The 17,807-nt window shown below is 72.2% G+C and carries 15 protein-coding genes; 5 read left to right on the forward strand and 10 right to left on the reverse strand.

The features are described 5' to 3' along the window. The first annotated feature begins 2 nt into the window (after window positions 1-2). On the forward strand, window positions 3-500 hold the full coding sequence (locus RI138_RS12035; RefSeq protein ID WP_096630798.1) for a MarR family winged helix-turn-helix transcriptional regulator: 498 nt from the start codon (window positions 3-5) through the stop codon (window positions 498-500). Here RI138_RS12035 and RI138_RS12040 read toward each other — a convergent pair. Next, window positions 456-1,247, reverse strand: a complete 792-nt coding sequence (locus RI138_RS12040) for a response regulator transcription factor (RefSeq protein WP_311122864.1) — start codon at window positions 1,245-1,247, stop codon at window positions 456-458. The two genes, RI138_RS12035 and RI138_RS12040, sit on opposite strands and share 45 nt — an antisense overlap. A gap of 250 nt (window positions 1,248-1,497) precedes the next feature. Here RI138_RS12040 and RI138_RS12045 point away from each other — a divergent pair, with 250 nt between their 5' ends. Continuing rightward, window positions 1,498-1,938, forward strand: coding sequence for a GNAT family N-acetyltransferase (locus RI138_RS12045; RefSeq protein ID WP_311119910.1), 441 nt, complete (start codon window positions 1,498-1,500; stop codon window positions 1,936-1,938). Window positions 1,939-1,956: 18 nt separating this feature from the next. Here RI138_RS12045 and galK read toward each other — a convergent pair whose 3' ends face one another. From galK to RI138_RS12090, 9 genes are all read right to left on the reverse strand, one after another. Next, window positions 1,957-3,138 (reverse strand): galactokinase, encoded by a 1,182-nt coding sequence (gene galK, locus RI138_RS12050; protein WP_311119911.1) that lies wholly within the window; start codon window positions 3,136-3,138, stop codon window positions 1,957-1,959. Continuing rightward, a complete protein-coding gene (galE, locus tag RI138_RS12055) occupies window positions 3,135-4,112 on the reverse strand; it encodes a UDP-glucose 4-epimerase GalE (protein WP_398864257.1) in 978 nt (325 codons plus the stop codon). The genes galK and galE overlap by 4 nt, the downstream gene beginning before the upstream one ends. A 14-nt stretch (window positions 4,113-4,126) precedes the next feature. Further along, window positions 4,127-5,170 (reverse strand): galactose-1-phosphate uridylyltransferase, encoded by a 1,044-nt coding sequence (galT, locus tag RI138_RS12060; protein WP_311119913.1) that lies wholly within the window; start codon window positions 5,168-5,170, stop codon window positions 4,127-4,129. A 142-nt stretch (window positions 5,171-5,312) separates the two neighbouring features. After that, complete coding sequence (locus tag RI138_RS12065) at window positions 5,313-6,023, reverse strand: helix-turn-helix transcriptional regulator (protein ID WP_311119914.1); 711 nt, start codon at window positions 6,021-6,023, stop codon at window positions 5,313-5,315. Between the two features lie 271 nt (window positions 6,024-6,294). Further along, window positions 6,295-8,262: an outer membrane protein assembly factor BamB family protein gene (locus RI138_RS12070; protein WP_311119915.1), complete on the reverse strand. Its 1,968-nt coding sequence runs from the start codon at window positions 8,260-8,262 to the stop codon at window positions 6,295-6,297. A 101-nt stretch (window positions 8,263-8,363) separates the two neighbouring features. Beyond that, window positions 8,364-10,295 (reverse strand): outer membrane protein assembly factor BamB family protein, encoded by a 1,932-nt coding sequence (locus tag RI138_RS12075; RefSeq protein WP_311119916.1) that lies wholly within the window; start codon window positions 10,293-10,295, stop codon window positions 8,364-8,366. A gap of 234 nt (window positions 10,296-10,529) precedes the next feature. Next, window positions 10,530-12,038 carry an outer membrane protein assembly factor BamB family protein gene (locus RI138_RS12080; protein ID WP_311119917.1) on the reverse strand — a complete coding sequence of 503 codons (1,509 nt, stop codon included), beginning with the start codon at window positions 12,036-12,038 and terminating at the stop codon, window positions 10,530-10,532. 144 nt (window positions 12,039-12,182) lie between these two features. Beyond that, complete coding sequence (locus RI138_RS12085; protein WP_311119918.1) at window positions 12,183-13,826, reverse strand: outer membrane protein assembly factor BamB family protein; 1,644 nt, start codon at window positions 13,824-13,826, stop codon at window positions 12,183-12,185. A 127-nt stretch (window positions 13,827-13,953) separates the two neighbouring features. After that, on the reverse strand, window positions 13,954-15,774 hold the full coding sequence (locus tag RI138_RS12090) for an ABC-F family ATP-binding cassette domain-containing protein (protein ID WP_311119919.1): 1,821 nt from the start codon (window positions 15,772-15,774) through the stop codon (window positions 13,954-13,956). A 149-nt stretch (window positions 15,775-15,923) separates the two neighbouring features. Here RI138_RS12090 and RI138_RS12095 point away from each other — a divergent pair, with 149 nt between their 5' ends. The 3 genes from RI138_RS12095 (at window position 15,924) to RI138_RS12105 (ending at window position 17,779) form a co-directional block, all read left to right on the forward strand. Beyond that, a complete protein-coding gene (locus RI138_RS12095; RefSeq protein ID WP_311119920.1) occupies window positions 15,924-16,613 on the forward strand; it encodes a response regulator transcription factor in 690 nt (229 codons plus the stop codon). A 147-nt stretch (window positions 16,614-16,760) separates the two neighbouring features. Then, entirely contained in the window at window positions 16,761-17,336 is a 576-nt protein-coding gene (locus RI138_RS12100) for a hypothetical protein (protein WP_311119921.1), read from the forward strand. A 29-nt stretch (window positions 17,337-17,365) separates the two neighbouring features. Beyond that, window positions 17,366-17,779, forward strand: a complete 414-nt coding sequence (locus RI138_RS12105; RefSeq protein ID WP_311119922.1) for a hypothetical protein — start codon at window positions 17,366-17,368, stop codon at window positions 17,777-17,779. Window positions 17,780-17,807: the final 28 nt, after the last annotated feature.

A 17,807-nucleotide genomic window follows, 5' to 3' on the forward strand; every position in this document is an offset into this window, starting at 1 on the left:
ACATGGAGGACGAGGTCGACCGACTGGTCGCTGCATGGCGCCGAGAGCGCCCCGACCTCGACGTGGAACCACTCGAGGTGCTCAGTCGCGTCTCCCGTCTGGCACGCCACCTCGACCGGGCCCGACGCATAGCCTTCGCCGAGCACAATCTGGAGCCGTGGGAGTTCGACGTGCTCACCTCGCTGCGCCGGGCGGGACCCCCATATCAGCTCTCCCCCGGGCAGCTCCTCACCCAGACGCTGGTCACCTCGGGCACGATGACCAACCGGATCGACCGCCTCACCAAGAAGAACCTCGTCGAGCGACTGCCCGACCCGAGCGACCGCCGCGGCGTCCTCGTCCGGCTCACGGCCGAGGGGCGCGACAAGGCCGATCAGTCGCTGGCCGGGCTGCTCGACCAGGAGCGGGCGATCCTCGGTGAGCTCTCCCGCCAGCAGCGGGGCGAACTGGCCGGGCTACTGCGCCAGTTGACCGCCCCGTTCGACAACATCCCCGGCTAGCCGGGGCGTTGCCGGATCGGCGGGGCCGACCCCCGCCCGGCGGGCCAGCGCGACCGCGGCCAGCGTCGAGTGCACCCCGAGCTTGCCCAGCACGTTCTGCATATGGGTGCGGACGGTGTGCGGGGACAGGAACAGCAGCTCGGCGACCGCCTTCCTCCCGAGCCCCGCCACCATGCAGCGCAGCACCTCGCGTTCCCGGGGCGTCAGCGACTCCACCAGCCGTTCGCTCTCGGTGCGGTGCTTACGGGCGGCGGTCAGCTCCCGCAGGACGCCGGTGAGCAGGGCGGGCGGCAGATGCGTCTCGTCGCGCAGCACCCCCCGTATCACCGCGAGCAGCCGTTGCAGCGAGCAGTCCTTGGCCACCCAGCCCGAGGCCCCGGCCTGGAGCGCCCGGGCGGCGCACCGCGGGTCGTCCTTCTCGGCGAGCACCACCGACCGTACGGCGGGGCGCCCCGAACGGACCCCCGCCACCAGCGAGATGCCGTCGACGAGGCCCGGCTCGCCCTGCCGGGGCGCGGGCACGGCGACGGCGGGCGCGCCGTCGGGCGTCAGGGCGCCCAGCTCGGCGTCGACCAGCATCACGTCGTACGCGCGCCCCTCGGCGGCCGCTCGCTCCAGCGCGCGCAGCGCGGCCGGGCCGTTGCCCGCCGCGGACACGTCCACGTCCGGTTCGGCGGCCAGGGCCGCCGCGAGCGACTCGGCGAAGATGCGGTGGTCGTCGACCACCAGAACCCGGATTCGAGCCACAGACACCCCCATCAGCGGGGGCGGACAGCTGCGGGTACGGCGTCCGGAACCTCCGGGCCGGCCCACGCTGCCGACGGCCGCCGCCGTCACACCGCCTGCCTGCCCCGCTCCGGGCGCCGTACCCGACTCTCTCGCCCCCTGATCTCAGCACCGGCCCCCACCGGTGCTGGGATCAGCGTACGGGCGGGGGCCCCAGGGGGAGGGCGATTCGCGGAACTGGCCGTACCCGGTGGGTCTTAGGGTGTGCTGCATGTTCCGTCTTGAGACAGAAGTAGACAAAGAACGTCGCATTCTGCTGAGCGGGCGTCTGCACGAGGACAACGTCGCGGCCTCGGCCGGTCTGCGCGCTCTGCTCAGCACCTCGGTCGAGCACGAAGTACCGCTGGAGGTCTGGGCGTTGGACGAGCACGGGGGTGTCGCGGGCGGGCTGACCGGGCGGACCTGGGCGTACTGGCTCCATGTCGACCTGCTCTGGGTCGACGCCCCGCACCGGGGTTCGGGCCTCGGTGCGCGGCTGCTCGCCGAGGCCGAGCGGACGGCCCGCACCGAGCGCGCCTGCACCCGATCCCGGCTGGAGACCTGGGACTTCCAGGCCCCGGACTTCTACCGGAAGCAGGGGTACGAGGAGATCGGCCGGGTCGAGGACTACCCGCCCGGCGTCACCGAGTTCATGCTCACCAAGCGTCTGTGAGCACGGGAGCACCCCGGCTCATCGCAGGCGGCGCGCGCCCGCCGAGGGGGCGCCGGCGAAGACGCCGGGGGCCGCGTGTCCGGCCGCCGCGAACGCCTTCGTGACGACCTCGGCGACCGCACCGGCCGCCGCGGCCTCCACCAGGACGACCGCCGAGCCGCCGAAACCGCCACCGGTCATCCGCGCCCCGAGCGCCCCGGCCTCGTTCGCCGCCGCGACCACGAGGTCCAACTCCGGGCAGGAGACCCGCAGGTCGTCACGGAGCGAGCGGTGGCCCTCGTTCAGGACCGGGCCCGCGGCGCGGACGTCGCCCGCGTCGAGCAGTGCGATGACCTGCTCGACACGGTGGTTGTCGCCGACGACATGGCGCACGTATCGGATGACGGACTCGTCCGCCCCGGCACCGGCGAGGGTGGTGAGCGCCGCGTCGAGCGATGCGTACGGGAGGTCCCGCAGGGCGGGTATCCCGAGGAGCCGGGCGCCCTCCTCGCAGCCGGCCCGTCGCTCCGCGTACGCCCCGTCACCGAGGGCGTGCTTGACCCGGGTGTCGACGACCAGGAGCGTCAGGCCCTGGGCGGCCGGGTCGAAGGGGACCTGGCGCAGCGAGAGGTCCCGGGTGTCCAGGTGGAGAGCGTGGCCCTCGGTGCAGCAGGCGGACGCCATCTGGTCCATGATCCCGCAGGGCACGCCCACGAAGTCGTTCTCGGCGCGGCGGCCGACGACGGCGAGTTCGGGCCCGCTGAGGCCGAGCTGGAACAGGTCGTTCAGGGCGAACGCGGTGACGGTCTCCAGGGCGGCGGAGGAGGAGAGCCCGGCGCCGGTGGGGACGGTGGAGGTCAGGGCGATGTCCGCACCGGTGACCGGGTGGCCCGCCGCGCGCAGCGCCCAGGCGACGCCGGCGGGGTAGGCGGCCCAGCCGTGGCCGGAGTGCGGGGCCAGCTCCTCGACGCGCAGGGAGACGACGCCGCCGGGCACGTCGCCGGAGTGCAGCCGCAGGACGCCGTCGGTGCGGGCGGAGACGGCGGCGCGGGTGGCGTGCGGGAGGGCGAGCGGCAGGACGAAGCCGTCGTTGAAGTCGGTGTACTCGCCGATGAGGTTCACCCGTCCGGGTGCCGACCAAACGCCGTGGGGTTCATACCCGTACAGCTCGGTGAAGATGGCGGCGGGGTCGGGGCCGGTCTGCTGGACGGTCGCGGTCATGGGGTGGTGGGCTCCTCGCGGCGGGCGAACTCCCAGGCGTCGGCGACGATTCCGGCCAGGTCGGCGCGGGAGGGCTGCCAGCCGAGCCGCTCGACGGCGGTGGCGGCGGAGGCGACGAGGACGGCCGGGTCCCCGCCGCGGCGGGGGGCCGGGGTCTCGGGGATCGGGTGGCCGGTGACCTTGCGGACGGTCTCGATGACCTCGCGGACCGAGAAGCCGTTGCCGTTGCCGAGGTTGCAGATGAGGTGCTCGCCGGGGGCCGCCGCGTCCAGGGCGAGGAGGTGGGCCTCGGCGAGGTCGGCGACGTGGATGTAGTCGCGGACGCAGGTGCCGTCGGGGGTGGGGTAGTCGTCGCCGTAGACGGAGATCGACTCGCGCCGCCCCAGGGCCACTTGGAGGACGAGCGGGATGAGGTGGGTCTCGGGGGCATGGCGTTCGCCGCAACTGCCGTACGCCCCGGCGACGTTGAAGTAGCGCAGGGAGACGGCGGCCAGTCCGTGGGCGGTGGCCTCGCCGCTGATCATGTGGTCGACGGCGAGCTTGGAGGCGCCGTAGGGACTGGTGGGGGCGGTGGGGTCGGTCTCGGTGATGGGGCTGGAGACCGGTTCGCCGTAGGTGGCGGCGGTGGAGGAGAAGACGAGGGTGCGCACGCCGTGTTCGCGCATCGCGGCGAGGAGGGCGGTGGTGCCGCCGACGTTGTTGACCCAGTACTTCTCCGGATCGACGACGGACTCGCCGACCTGGGAGTACGCGGCGAAGTGGAGGACGCCGTCGTAGGAGGGGTCCAGGTGGCGGGCGGCGTCCTGGATGCGGCCCTCGATGAACGCGGCCCCGGCCGGGACGCCCGCGCGGAAGCCGGTGGAGAGGTCGTCCAGGACGGTCACGGTGTGCCCGGCCTCCAACAGGTGCTGGGCGACGACGCTGCCGACGTATCCGGCGCCGCCGGTGACCAGGTACTTCTTCGGGTCGCTCACGGTCTGGGGGTTGCTCACTTGCTCGCTACCTCTCGCAGTCGCTGGGCCGCGGCTTCCGGCGGCACGTCGTTGATGAACACACTCATGCCGGATTCGGAACCCGCGAGGAACTTCAGCTTGCCGGAGGTGCGGCGAATGGTGAAAAGCTCCAGATGCAGGGCGAAGTCCTCCCGTCCGGGGACTCCGAACGGCGCCTGGTGCCAGGCGGAGACGTACGGGGTCGGCGGCTCGCCGGGGCCGAAGATCCGGTCGAAGCGCCTCAACAGTTCCAGATAGACCTGTGGGAACTCTGTCCGCGCCGCCTCGTCGAGTGCGGGCAGGTCGGGGACGCGGCGGCGGGGGTGGAGGTGGACCTCGTAGGGCCAGTGCGCCGCGTACGGGACGTGGGCGATCCAGTGGTCGGTGGCGAGGACGACGCGGCTGCCGTCCTTCTCCTCGCGGGCGACCACGTCGTCGAAGAGGTTGCGGCCGGTCCCCTCGCGGTGGCGGGCGGCCGAGCGGAGCATCAGCTCGGTGCGCGGGGTGACGAAGGGGTAGCCGTAGATCTGGCCGTGCGGGTGGCCGAGGGTGACGCCGATCTCGGCGCCCCGGTTCTCGAAGCAGAAGACCTGGGTGACCTGGTCGAGGGCGCCCAGCTCGGCGGTGCGGTCGGTCCAGGCGGCGAGGACGAGGGCGGCCTGCTCCTCGGTGAGGTCGGCGAAGGACGCGTCGTGGTCGGAGGTGAAGCAGACGACCTCGCAGCGGCCGGAGTCCCCGGCGAGGGAGGGGAAGCGGTTCTCGAAGACGGCCACGTCGTAGTGGCTGTCGGGGATCTCGCTGAGCCGCCCGTCCCGGGTGGGGCAGAGCGGGCAGGCGTCGGCGGGCGGGTGGTAGGTGCGGGCCTGCCGGTGCGAGGCGACGGCGACGGAGTCCCCGAGCAGCGGGTCGCGGCGGATCTCGGACGAGGTCGAGACGGCGTCGAGGGGGCGGCGGTCGACAGCGTCGCGGACGATGCCGTCGGCGGAGTCGTAGTAGATCAGCTCACGGCCGTCGGCGAGCGTCGTAACCGTCTTCTTCACCAGGGTCCTCCACCCACTCCCCCAACCAACATAAGCGCACACAACAAATCACAATCAAACACCACGGTCAATGGTCCGGCACTCCACGGAGGTCGCGCTCCCGCTCGGCGGGGCGCGACGGTCCCGGTCAGGGGTCCCTACGTCACCCGTCCCGCCCTGGGGCGCACGGCCCCTGCGGTGCGTAGCCGTTGCCCGCCGCCCGCTCCAGCAGGCCCGTACGGGCCGCGAGGGCGGCCGCCTCCAGCCGGGAGCCGACCCCCAGCTTCATCAGGACCCGCTGGACATGGGTGCGGGCGGTGCTCGGGGCGATGTCCATCCCGGCCGCGATCAGCCGGGTGTCCTCGCCATCGGCGACCCGGACCAGGACCTCCGCCTCGCGCGGGGTGAGCATCCGCAGCAGCCGCCGCCCCTCGTCGTCGGGCTGCTCCGCGGGGTTGAGCAGCTCGGCGAAGGCACCCCGCAGCAGTTGGGGGGCGATGGCGCTCTCCCCCGCCCGCGCCTTGAGCATGGCGCGCTCCACGCCCTCGATGCGCTCGTCGTGCCGGACGTACCCGGCGGCCCCGGCGGCGAACGCGGCGGCGATGCCGCGCGGGCTGGGCACCGGCCCGAGGACCACCACCGCCACCTGCGGGCGCTCCTGGCCGATCCGCGCGATCGGGTCGAAGACGCCCGGGGCGGCGGGCGTGGCCGTACCGAAGAGGCAGACCTCCGGAGCCCGGCTGACCACCAGCTCCGCCGCCCCGGACGTGGGAGCGGCGGCGGCGATCACCCGGTGCCCGCGCAGTTTCAGCGCCGAGGCGAGTGCCTCGGCGAGCAGTCGGTGATCGTCGACCACCATGAGCCGCACGCCCATCGATCAAGCCCCCAAGTGCCCTTTTACGCCCCGGTCGGCGGCCCCCCGGCCTCCTGACCCGGCAAGCTACACGCTTGTTCGGCGCTGCGCGGCCCTTACCGGGGAGAAGCCCCCCAGAATGCCGAATTCTGCTCTATTCGGGGCCCGTTGACCGAGTTCCGGCGATCACCACGAGGGCGGAAAACGATCGGCCCCGCCGGTCGATGATCGACCGGCGGGGCCCTGATCGGTGCGCCGCGCCCTCAGGAACGGCCGCGGGAGGGACGGGAGATCACTCCGCGCGGAAGGCGAGCACGAGGTAGAGCTTCCGGTCGAGGTCGCTGCCGCTGCGCTCGCTGATGAGCATCCTGGACTTGAAGAGCCGGCCCTGGGAGTAGAGGACCTCGGAGTGGTCGGTGGTGAACCGGCTCTCCGCGGACCGGACCGCCTCGTCGCTCGGGTTCTCCATCAGCAGCGTCTCCTTGAAGGTCTCGCCGTCGATGGAGACGATCTGGCCGCCCTTGTCGTACGGGGGCTCCTTGTACGCGATGATGTTGGTGCCGTCCATCCGGAGCGGGACCAGGGTGTAGCGGTCACCGGCGTCCGCGCGGCCGCCCAGCAGCTTGCCGGTCTTCAGGTCGAAGGCGACGATCTCGTTGGTCTTGCCGTACTCCCCGGTGCCGTCGTGCTCCTCGGTCGGCAGGTAGAGCCTGTTGTTGCCGACGGCCATGTGCTGGCAGCTCTCGACGTCGGTGGCGCCGCAGCGCGCCGCGTACAGGTCCGCGTCGGCGGAGATGCGCACGATCAGCTTGCCGGTCGCCGCGTCGATCGAGAAGAAGTCGGAGATGCTGCTGCCGTCACCGGCGGTGTCGCCGACGTCGGCCGCGACCACCAGCGGCTTGGTGGAGACGATGGACGCGTAGTCGACGCCCTCGGGCATCTGGTACGAGGACAGCGGCGCACCGGTCGTCGGGTTCAGCGCCTGGATGGTGAGCTGCGGGCTGTCGTACGAGCCGCACTTGCGGACCACGGCGAGGGCCTCGCCGCCCGCGTAACCGGTGTCGTAGCAGCCGTCCGCGCCGACCTTCGGCTTCCAGAGCTCGGCGCCGTTGTCCAGCTTGAAGGCCGCGCCGCCCCGGGTGCCGGCCGCGGCGACGGTGGTCCCGCTGATCGTCACCTCCTCGAAGCGGATCTCCTTGTCACCGCCGGTGGCGGCCGTGATGCCCTTGCTCCACAGCAGCTTGCCGGTGTTCAGGTCGATGACACCGACCTGGTTGCAGGAGGGGTACTTGTTCTCCTTGGTGGCTTTGGACTCCTCGAAGACGATGGCCGTCTTGTAGTCCTTGCTCATGTGCCGGGACGCGGCGCAGACCTCGCCCGCCAGCGGCAGGGTCCAGAGCTTGGTCCCCTTGTCCGCGTCGTAGGCCGTGACCTCGCTGACGCCGCTCTTGACGTACGCCTTGTCGGTGAGCCAGGAGCCCTTGACCGAGGTGACCTCGGTGACCTTCGGCTCGGGGACCTGGAAGGCGACCTTGGCCTTGGTGTTGGCGGGCGCCTTCTCGTCACCGCCCGCCAGGCCGCCGCCCTCGCCGCCCTCGCCGCCCTTGCCTTCGCCGCCCTTGCCCTCACTGCCGGACGAGGAGGCCTGGTTGTTGCCGCCGTCCTTGTCGTCGCCGCCGGTGTTGGCGTAGATGAGGCCCGCGCCGATGATCAGCACCACGGCGACGGCCGCGGCGAGGATGATCTGCATCTGGGTGCTGAACTTCTTGCCGCCACCGCCGCTGCCGTCACCCGCGCCGGGCTGCGGGGCGCCGTACATGGGCTGGGTCGGGTAGCCGTAGCCCTGCTGCGGCATCCCGGGATGACCGGGCTGACCAGGATGACCGGGCTGACCGGGCTGGCCTCCAAGGCCCTGCGGGTAGCCGTAGCCGGGCTGCGGGGGCTGGGGCTCCTGCGGGTAGCCGTAGCCGTTGGGCTGCGGTGCGGGCGGGGTGGGGTAGCCGCCCTGCGGAGGCGGCTGCGGGGTGCCGTAGCCCCCGGCGGGCGGGGCCGGCGGGGCGGCCGACGGCTGCTTGGCGTACGGGTCCGCGGGCGGCGGGGCCGGCTCGCCGAACCCTCCGGGCGGCGGGTCCTGCGGCGCACCGAAACCACCGGCGGGCGGACCTGCGGGCGGCGCCGGGGGCGTGTTCGGCTGAGGCGGCTGGTTCGGAGTGTTCGAAGGCTCGTTGGGTGGCTGGGGCGGCTGGGGCGGCTGCGTCATGGCGTGCGTACCTCGGGAGAACAGGAGAAGCGGAAGGCGAGTGGAGTGGGGGGCGTCCGGCCCTGAGGGGGCCGGACGCGTTCAGATGCCGTTGCGGGCCGTCACTTGCTGAACACCAGCAGCGTCGTCTGCTCCAGCTCTTCCTTGTCGTTGCTGGCGCTCACGCGCTCGCTGAAGATGAAGGAGCGGCCGCCCTCGTAGGCGACCTTTGACGAGAAGAAACCGTTCTCGATCCGACCGGTCGACGTGGGGTGCTGAAGCAGCGTCTTGGGCTTGCCGCCGGTCGCCGCGAGCGTCACGACCGCCCCGCTCGCGTCGTACTTCGGCCGCATGTAGAGCACCAGCTCGCCGCCCTCCATGCGGAGCGGCTTCAGGACGCGCCCGGCCGGGGCCGGAGCCTCCCACTTGGGCTTGCCGGTGTTCAGGTCGAAGGCGATGACCTTGTTCGTCCGGGCGGACCCGCTGCCTTCGTCCTTCGTCGCCATGTAGAGGGTGTTGGCGTCGGCGGCGATGCCGCTGCACCCTTCGAGCTTCTTCCCGAAGACCGCGAAGCCGCTCCCGCAGTCGGCGGTGAGGGTGTCGCCCTTGGCGGGCGAGAGCTGGGAGCGGAGCTTGCCGCTGTCGGTGAGCGCGGCGATCGCCCACTGCTTCTTCTTGTCGTGGTCGAGCCTGACGACGAGCGGGTCGACCGAGTAGACCTTGCTGATCTCCCAGCCGCGCGGCGGCTGGTACGTCCACTTGGGCTTGCCGCTGGCCGGGGTCAGTTCCTGGACCTGCTGCTGCGGGTTCTTGACGTCGTCGGTGCGGCAGTTGACCGCGGCGATGAGCTTCGACCCGCCGGCGAACGCGTAGGGCTTGCAGTTGCCTTCGGGGGTGCCGAAGAGCTCCTTGCCGTCGCTGACGCGGTAGGCGTTGGAGTTGCCGGTGCGCCCGACGGCGACGGTGTCCCCGCTGATCGCCAGGCCGATGTCCGAGAGGAAGTCCCAGGTGCCGTTCTTCTTGATCTCCTTCTTCCAGCCGGCCTTGCCGGTGTTGAGGTCGATCATCTGGAGAAGCGAGCAGTTGGCCTTGTCCGTGGTGCCGTCCTTCACCCCGATGACGATCTTGCCGTCGGTGGTGGGCGTGTTCGGCGTGGCGCACACGTCGGCGGGGAGCGGGAGGGTCCACTTCTGCTTGCCGTCGGCGACGGAGTAGGCGGAGACCCCCCGGTACATGGCCTTGACGATCAGGTCGCCGGTGAACCAGGGGCCGTGGACGGAGGAGCCGTTGCGCGGCAGGTCGATGTCGTTCTTCTGGAGCCAGGCGACCTTGGCCTCGCCCGGCTTGCGCCCGGCGTTGAGGTCGTCGTTCGCCTCCCGGCCGTCGCCGCTGCCGTCGCCCTCGTCGACTGTCGGGGACCCGCTGGGGGCCTTGGGGTCGGCGGGCCCGGTGCTCTGGCCCGCGACGGGCTTCTTGTCGTCGTCGCCGCTGCCGCTCACCACGAACCAGACGCCCGCCCCGGCGGCCAGGACCACGGCGAGCGCCGCCGCGACCACGATGCCGGTCTTCCCCTTGAGGAACCCGCCGCCGGAGCCCGGACCGCCGGGAGCGGGGGCGCCGGGGTACTGCTGCTGCGGGTAGCCGTAGCCGGGCTGCGTCGGCTGGCCGTACGGACCGGGGGCCTGCTGGCCGTACGGACCGGGGGCTTCCTGGCCGTACGGACCGGGGGCTTCCTGGCCGTAGGGGCCGGGCTGCTGGCCGTACGGGCCCGGGGCCTGCTGGCCGTACGGTCCGGGCCCCTGGCCGGGCTGCTGCGGGTAGCCGTAACCGGGCTGGCCGCCCGGAGGCGTCTGCGGATAGCCGTACGCCGGGGGTGCGCCAGGGGGCGGGGTCTGCGGCGGCCCGGCCGGGGGCTGCGGGGCTCCGGCCGGAGGCTGCGGCGGCTGGGCGGGCGGCAGGTCCTGGGGCGGTGGCGGCTGAGGAGTCCCCTGCGGCTGCTCCTGCGGAGCCCCGAAGCCTCCCTGCGGCGGTTGCTGGCTGGGCGGCTGGCTCATCAGCGCGTCCCCCTTCGTGCGGTCCGGTGGTCGATTCGGTCTCCCCCGCGATTCCGAGAGGGTCAATTCCCCTCGGAAAGGAGCGAATCGGTCATGGATTCCGCAGTGTTACGACAGTCGAGCGGGGCTTCTTTCTACCACCCGCCCGCCATCGAACACCGGATCGGTCCACCCCCTGTTCCCAAGGGAGAACCGCGTCGTGATGCCCTCGTTACGCCCCGGCCGGGGTGACGGTCAGTCACCGAAGCCGAGCATCACCACCTGCTCCTGTTCCTGCTCGTCGTCGGCCCGGCTGAGGAGTGGCTGGACGAGCACGGCCCGCCCGCCGGAGTAGGCGACCAGCGGCGGGGAGAAGGTGCGCTCGACCGTGGTCGCGGCGACCGGGTGCCGCAGCACCGGTTCCAGGTCCCCGCCGCCCGACGGGAGCGCGAGGATGCCGCCGCCCTTGCCCGTGCCCTCCTCCTTGGCCCGGGCCGGGCTCACGTACATCAGCAGCCTGCCGTCCTCGACCCGCAGGGGCATCAGGATCTGGCGGGCGGGGGCCTCGACCTTCCACTTCTGCTTGCCGGTCTCCAGGGCGAAGGCGGCGACGGCGTTGGAGATGTCGCCGCCGTCCGCGACGGCTTCGGTGGCGATGTAGAACGTGTCGTCATCGGCGGCGACGCCCTGGCAGGCGTCGAGATTCCGACCGCGGTCCGCCTCTTGGAACCCGCAGGTCGGGGCGTAGTTGTCGGCTGCGGGGCCGCTCAGCGCGCTGCGGCGGGTGCCGTCGTCGCCGAGGATCAGGATGCCCCACTTCTCCCTCCCCTGCCGCAGGGAGACCACCGGCGGGTCCACGGAGTAGAACTGGTCGACCTTCCAGCCCTTCTTGACCTTGTACGACCACTGGATGCGGCCGGTGGCCGGGTCGATGCGCCGCACGTGCTGCACGGCGTGGTCGTTGGGCCCCTCCTCCTGGCAGCTGGTGGCGGCGAGCGGCACGGGGCCGCTGGCGAAGCCGAACGGCTGGCAGTTCCCGGGCAGTTCGTCCCACAGGTGCTTGCCGTCGCTGATCCGGAAGGCGTCGGTACGGCCGACGCGCCCGACGGTCAGGACATCGCCGTTGACGGCCATGTTGACCTTCGAGAGTCCGTCCCAGACGCCGATCCGCTGGAACCGGGCGCTCCAGCCCGCCTTGCCCGTCGCCAGGTCGACCATCTGGAGCCTGTCGCAGGTCGCGCCCTCCGAGGTGTCGCTTTGGAGCGCGAGGACGATCTTCCCGTCCGTGGTCGGCAGGGTGGGTGCGGCGCAGACGCTGGTGGCCAGGGGCAGGCTCCACTTCTCCGTCCCGTCCGCCACCGCATGGCCCGCCACCGTGCGGTACGCGGCCTTGGTCACGAGGTCCCCGGCGAACCACGGGCCGTACACCTCGGTCCCCCCGCCGGGCAGGTCCACTTCGTTCTTCTGGACGAAGAGAACCCGGCTGTCGCCCGGCTTGCGCTGCGCGTTGAGGTCGTCCGCTGTGGGGGCCCGGGTCACCGACCGTTCACCCGGGGGGCCCGACTCCCCGGGAGCGGCGGTCTCCTTCGCTGCGGTCTCCTTCGCGACGGGCTTCTTGTCGTCGGTGGGGCCACCGTCGCCCACGGCGAACCAGACACCGGCCCCGACGACCAGCACCCCGGCGAGCACAGCGGCGACGAGCGCGGCGACCCGCCCCCGGGAGCGTCCCCCGGACCCGGACCCGGGCGCCTGGGGCATCGGCATCGTGGGGTCTCCGTAGACCCCCGGCTGCGGCTCATACGGGGCGCCGAACCCGCCTTGCCCTCCAGGGCTGCCCTGCGGCGGCTGCGACATCGAGTGTGGCCCTCTCGTTCTCACGTACGGTCGTTCTGCGGCTTGAGGCGACGATCAGTCGCCGAAGGCGATCATGGTCTTCAGCTCCATCTCCTCCTTGTCGGAGGGCCCGGTGACGTAGCCGTGCATGAGGAGGGAGCGTCCGTCGGCGTAGTGGACCAGGGGGTCGTAGAAGGTGCGCTCGGCCGCCGCGGCGGACGCCGGGTGCCGCAGCACCGGCTGGAGGGGTCCGCCCTGCGGCCCGAGCGCCATGATGCCGCCGCCCGCGCCCTTCACCCCGGCCGCGGGCGGGCTCAGGTACATCAGCACCTTGCCGCCCTCGACGCGCAACGGCAGCAGTGTCTGCCCGGCGGGCGCGTCGACCTTCCACTTCCGCTTGCCGGTGGTCCTGTCGAAGGCGACGACGGCGTTGGTCTTGTCGTCGCTGTCCTCCGGGGCCTTCGTGGCGAGGTAGAACGTGCTCGCGTCGGCCGCCGCCCCGATGCAGTGGTCCAGGTTCCCGCCCTCGTTGCGCAGGTCGTCGGCGCACCGGACGCCGTAGTCCTCGTTGCCCGCCTGGGGCTGGGCGCGGTAGGTGCCGTCGCTGTCGAGCAGGACGACCGCCCACTCCGACTCCGCCCCGGCCTTGCGCACGGAGACGACCGGCGGGTCCACGGAGTAGAACTGGTCGACCTTCCAGCCCTTCTTGACCTTGTACGTCCACACGGTCCGGCCGGTGGCCGGGTCGATGCGCCGTATCTCCTCCTCGGCCGGGTCGATCGGCTCCTTGCGGCAGTCGACGGCGGCGAGCGGGACGGCACCGCTGGTGAGGCCGTACGGCTGGCAGCTGCCGCCGGAGAGCTTGCCCCACAGGTGCTTGCCGTCGCTGATCCGGTAGGCGTCGGTGAGGCTGGTCCGCCCCACGGTCACGACGTCTCCGTTGACGGCCATGACGACGTCGGAGAGCGCGTCCTGGGTTTCCGAGCGGTCGTACGAAGCGGTCCAGCCTGCCTTTCCGGTGGCCAGATCGATCATCTGGAGTCTGTTGCAGAACGCCTCCTCCGTGGTGTCCGACATGAGTCCGATGACGATCTTCCCGTCGGCGGTCGGCCGTGTGGGTGCCGCGCAGACGTCGGAGGGCAGGCGCAGGCTCCACTCCTGCGCGCCGTCGGCCAGTGAATAGGCGGACGCGGTGCGGTACATGGCCTTGGCCACGGTGTCGCCGACGACCCAGGGCCCGAGGGCGGAGTCACCGCCCTCGGGCAGGTCCACGCCGTTCTTCTGGATCCAGCGGACGGGGGCCTCGCCCTCTTTGCGGCCCTTGTTGAGCTCCGCGGCTCCGGGGTCGGGCGTCGCCTTCCGGCTCGGCGGGGTGTCCGACTGCTTCGGGGCGCCGCTCTCCGTGCCCTTGGCAACGGGCTTCCTGTCGTCGGCGTCGTCACCGCCGCCCACGACGAACCAGACACCGGCCCCGACGACCAGCACCCCGGCGAGCACCGCGGCGACGATCCCCGCGGCCCGGCCCCGGGACGGGCGGCCGGGTCCACCGGGTCCGCCGGACGGCAGGGGGGCCGGCTGCGTCGGCGGCTGCGGATAGCCGTACGGGCCGGGAGGCGGCGGCCCGTGCTGCGCCGGGTCTCCGTACACACCCGGCTGTGGTTCGTACGGGGCGCCGAAGCCGCCCTGCTCGCCCGGGCTGCCCTGCGGCGGCTGCGACATCGGTGTGGTCCCCCTCGAACATACGGTCCAGTCTCTGCTGTCCCGTTTCTACCACCCGGCCCACGAGCGCCTGACACCCCACCAGCGCTGCTGGCCCCACCGGCCCCACCGGCCCCAGCAGTGCCGGTCAGGCGTTCTCGGCCAGCTCCAGCCAGCGCATCTCCAGCTCGTCGCGTTCGGTGACGAGTTCGCGCAGTTCGGCGTCGAGCCCCGCGACCTTCTCGAAGTCGGTGGCGTTGTCCGCGATCTGCTTGTGCAGCGCGGTCTCCCGGGTGGAGAGCTTGTCGAGCTGCCGCTCGACCTTCTGCAGCTCCTTCTTCGCGGCCCGGGCCTCCTGCGCGGAGACGGCCGGGGCGGCCGCGGGGGCGGCGGACGTACGGGGGGCGGCAGCTGCGGAGGGGGTGGACTCCTCCTCCATCTTCTGCCTGCGCTCCAGGTACTCGTCGATTCCGCGCGGCAGCATCCGCAGGGCGCGGTCGCCGAGGAGGGCCATGACCCGGTCGGTGGTGCGCTCGATGAAGAACCGGTCGTGGGAGATCACGACCATCGACCCGGGCCAGCCGTCGAGGAGGTCCTCCAGCTGGGTCAGGGTCTCGATGTCGAGGTCGTTGGTGGGCTCGTCGAGGAAGAGGACGTTGGGCTCGTCCATCAGCAGCCGCAGGATCTGGAGGCGGCGGCGCTCACCGCCGGAGAGGTCGCCGACGGGCGTCCACTGCTTCTCCTTGGTGAAGCCGAACTGCTCGCAGAGCTGCCCCGCGGTCATCTCGCGGCCCTTGCCGAGGTCGACCCGGTCGCGCACCTGCTGGACGGCCTCCAGGACGCGGAGGTTCGGGTTCAGCTCGTGGACCTCCTGGGAGAGGTAGGCGAGCCGGACGGTCTTGCCGACGACGATCTTCCCGGCGGCGGGCTGCTCGTCGCCCTGGGTGCGGGCGGCCTCGGCCAGGGCGCGCAGCAGGGAGGTCTTGCCCGCGCCGTTGACGCCGACCAGGCCGACGCGGTCGCCGGGGCCGAGCTGCCAGGTGAGGTGGGTGAGCAGGGTCTTGGGCCCGGCCTGGACGGTCACGTCCTCCAGGTCGAACACGGTCTTGCCGAGGCGGGCGTTGGCGAACTTCATCAGCTCGCTGGTGTCGCGCGGGGGCGGCACGTCGGCGATGAGCTCGTTGGCGGCCTCGATGCGGTAGCGCGGCTTGGAGGTACGGGCGGGGGCGCCGCGGCGCAGCCAGGCCAGCTCCTTGCGCATGAGGTTCTGCCGCTTGGACTCCTCGGTGGCCGCGATGCGTTCGCGCTCGGCGCGGGCGAAGACGTAGTCGCTGTAACCGCCCTCGTACTCGTGGACGGTGCCGCGCTGGACGTCCCACATGCGGGTGCAGACCTGGTCCAGGAACCACCGGTCGTGGGTGACGCAGACGAGGGCCGAGCGGCGGGCGCGCAGATGTCCGGCCAGCCAGGAGATGCCCTCGACGTCGAGGTGGTTGGTGGGCTCGTCGAGGACGATCAGGTCCTGCTCGTCGATGAGGAGCTTGGCCAGGGCGATACGGCGGCGCTCGCCACCGGAGAGCGGGGCGATGACGGTGTCGAGCCCGTGCTCGAAGCCGGGCAGGGCGAGCCCGCCGAAGAGCCCGGTGAGCACGTCGCGGATCTTGGCGCTGCCCGCCCACTCGTGGTCGGCCAGATCGCCGATGACCTCCTGGCGGATGGTCTTCTTCGGGTCCAGGGAGTCGTGCTGGGTGAGGACGCCGAGGCGCAGTCCGCCGTTGTGGGTGACGCGGCCGGTGTCCGCCTCCTCCAGCTTGGCGAGCATCCGGATGAGAGTCGTCTTGCCGTCGCCGTTGCGGCCCACGACACCGATCCGGTCGCCCTCGGACACCCCGAGGGATACACCGTCGAGCAGGGCACGGGTGCCGTACACCTTGCTGACCTGCTCGACATTGACCAGATTGACGGCCATTTCACTCCTGTCCGGGGGGATCGATCGACCTTCCCAGGGTACGGCGCGGCGGAGGGAGGCCGGTCGTGCGGCCTCGGGCCGGTCCGGGACCGCCCGGATGCCGGGATAGCCTCGTGTGGGTGCTTTTGCTGATGGGCGGGGGGAAATCTATGGGTTCGGTCCCGGTGACCGTTCTGGTGGTGGACGACGACGCGCTGGTGCGCGACGGCCTGAGGCGCATCCTGGAGTCGGCCGACGACATCCGGGTGTCGGCGGTCTGCGGCCCCGGGGAGGCGTTGGAGCTGGCCCGCCGGCACCGGCCGGACGTGGCGCTGGTGGATCTGCACATGCCCGGCGCGGACGGCATCGAGGTGCTGCGCGGTCTGCGGTCGTCGGCGCGGCCGCCGAGAGTGGCGGTGCTGACGGGCTTCGGTGAGGACGCACACGTACGCCGCGCCCTGCGGGCGGGGGCCGCCGGGTTCCTCCTCAAGGACTCGGCGGTGGACGAGCTGATCCCCGGCGTGCGGCTGCTGGCCGCGGGGGGCAGCGCGCTGTCGGAGCGGGTCGTCCGTTCGCTGCCGGACGGTGCCGGGGAGGAGACCGCGCCCGCGGACCCGCCGGGGGCCCGGCTGCTGACCGCGCGGGAGCGGGAGGTGCTGGAGCTGCTGCCCTCGGGGATGTCCAACGAGGAGATCGGCCGCCGGCTCTTCCTGAGCCGGACCACGGTCCGCGACCACGTGAGTTCGCTGCTCGCCAAGCTGGGTGCGGCCAACCGCGTCCAGGCCGCCGTCATCGCGTACGGGATGCGCCGGGAACGACGTACGGGGTCCGCCGCCGCCCGGGACACGGCCGGCCGGTGAGCGCAGCCGCATCCCCGCCGCGGCGTGTCAGGCGGGTCGGGACCGGAGAGGCCCAGAGCGGTTCGTTACAACTCGACCCGCGCCGAACGGCGTTCGCCCGACCGGGCGTCATCACTTCCCGAGCACCACCAGAAGGAAGAACCTCACGTGTCTGTCTCGATACTCAGCCTCGCCTCCCTCCGCCGTACGGCCGCCGCCGTCGCGGGCCTGACCGCGGCGAGCGTTCTGCTCACGGCGACCTCGGCGCAGGCCGCCCCGGCCGAGCTGCCCGCCCAGGACGCGCTGGTGGCCGCCGCGGTGGACGACGAGGCAATGGGCCGCGCCTTCGAGGAGGCACTGCGGATCATCGACGCGATCCCCGGGGAGGTCCTGGCCGGGGGCGAGGAGGCCACGGTGCGGTGGCTGGAGGCGCACGGCCGGAGCACCGCGACGGCGGACGGCACGCCGGTCCTCTACGCGTTCAACCTGGGCGGCTGCGCGCGGGGCATCGCCCTGGCGGTCGGCTCCAACATCTTCGCCATCGCCAAGGTCTACAAGGTGAAGAAGGCCATCGACAAGCTCGGCGGCGTGAACAAAGTGATCAAGAAGATCCAGTCCAAGAAGAAGAAGGGCAAGACCTTCAAGAAGGGGATCATGGAGGTCTTCGAGGAGGCGGGCGGCGGCATCGGCGCCATCGCCGCCGAGATCCTCGGCATCGACGGCGTCGTCAAGAACTGCTGGTAGCCGGGGGATCAGGAGAGAGGTTTCTGCCGATGACCGTCGTCGCGACCGTGCTGCGCTGGGCCTTCCTCGTGGCCGGAGCGGCCGTTCTGGCCGCCTTCCTCGTCAGCGCCGTCCGGGCCCGTATCGCCGGCACCCGCTTCGGTGAGCTGGTCGACGTACTGGAGAACCGGTGGTTCGCCCCGGGCCAGGTGTTCTTCGCCGTACTGGCGGGTCTCGCCGGGTCCTGGGCCGCGGGCTGGGCGGGCGGGACCCGTCCGCCCCTCCTGGAGTCCGTACCGATCCTGTTCCCGCTGGGCATCGTCGCCGCGTTCGTCGTCCGCCGCACGGACGGGGGCGAAGGCGGCGACGAGGACGCGGGCCGGGACGGCAGGGCGTTCCTGGTGAAACTGCTCGCCCTGCTGGCCGCGCCGCTGCTCCTGGGCGGCGTGATGACGGGCTGGTGAGGGGAGGCTGAGGGGGCGAGGTGAGCCG

It is taken from the genome of Streptomyces durocortorensis (assembly GCF_031760065.1).
Classification (GTDB): Bacteria; Actinomycetota; Actinomycetes; order Streptomycetales; family Streptomycetaceae; genus Streptomyces.

Excerpts from the sequence above, each read along its gene's own strand:
- RI138_RS12035 (WP_096630798.1), top strand. The coding sequence starts at position 3 with ATGGAGGACGAGGTCGACCGACTGGTCGCTGCATGGCGCCGAGAGCGC.
- galK (WP_311119911.1), bottom strand. The coding sequence starts at position 3,138 with ATGACCGCGACCGTCCAGCAGACCGGCCCCGACCCCGCCGCCATCTTC.
- RI138_RS12095 (WP_311119920.1), top strand. The coding sequence starts at position 15,924 with ATGGGTTCGGTCCCGGTGACCGTTCTGGTGGTGGACGACGACGCGCTG.
- RI138_RS12070 (WP_311119915.1), bottom strand. The coding sequence starts at position 8,262 with ATGACGCAGCCGCCCCAGCCGCCCCAGCCACCCAACGAGCCTTCGAAC.
- RI138_RS12075 (WP_311119916.1), bottom strand. The coding sequence starts at position 10,295 with ATGAGCCAGCCGCCCAGCCAGCAACCGCCGCAGGGAGGCTTCGGGGCT.
- RI138_RS12085 (WP_311119918.1), bottom strand. The coding sequence starts at position 13,826 with ATGTCGCAGCCGCCGCAGGGCAGCCCGGGCGAGCAGGGCGGCTTCGGC.
- RI138_RS12105 (WP_311119922.1), top strand. The coding sequence starts at position 17,366 with ATGACCGTCGTCGCGACCGTGCTGCGCTGGGCCTTCCTCGTGGCCGGA.
- RI138_RS12065 (WP_311119914.1), bottom strand. The coding sequence starts at position 6,023 with ATGGGCGTGCGGCTCATGGTGGTCGACGATCACCGACTGCTCGCCGAG.
- RI138_RS12045 (WP_311119910.1), top strand. The coding sequence starts at position 1,498 with ATGTTCCGTCTTGAGACAGAAGTAGACAAAGAACGTCGCATTCTGCTG.
- RI138_RS12080 (WP_311119917.1), bottom strand. The coding sequence starts at position 12,038 with ATGCCGATGCCCCAGGCGCCCGGGTCCGGGTCCGGGGGACGCTCCCGG.
- RI138_RS12090 (WP_311119919.1), bottom strand. The coding sequence starts at position 15,774 with ATGGCCGTCAATCTGGTCAATGTCGAGCAGGTCAGCAAGGTGTACGGC.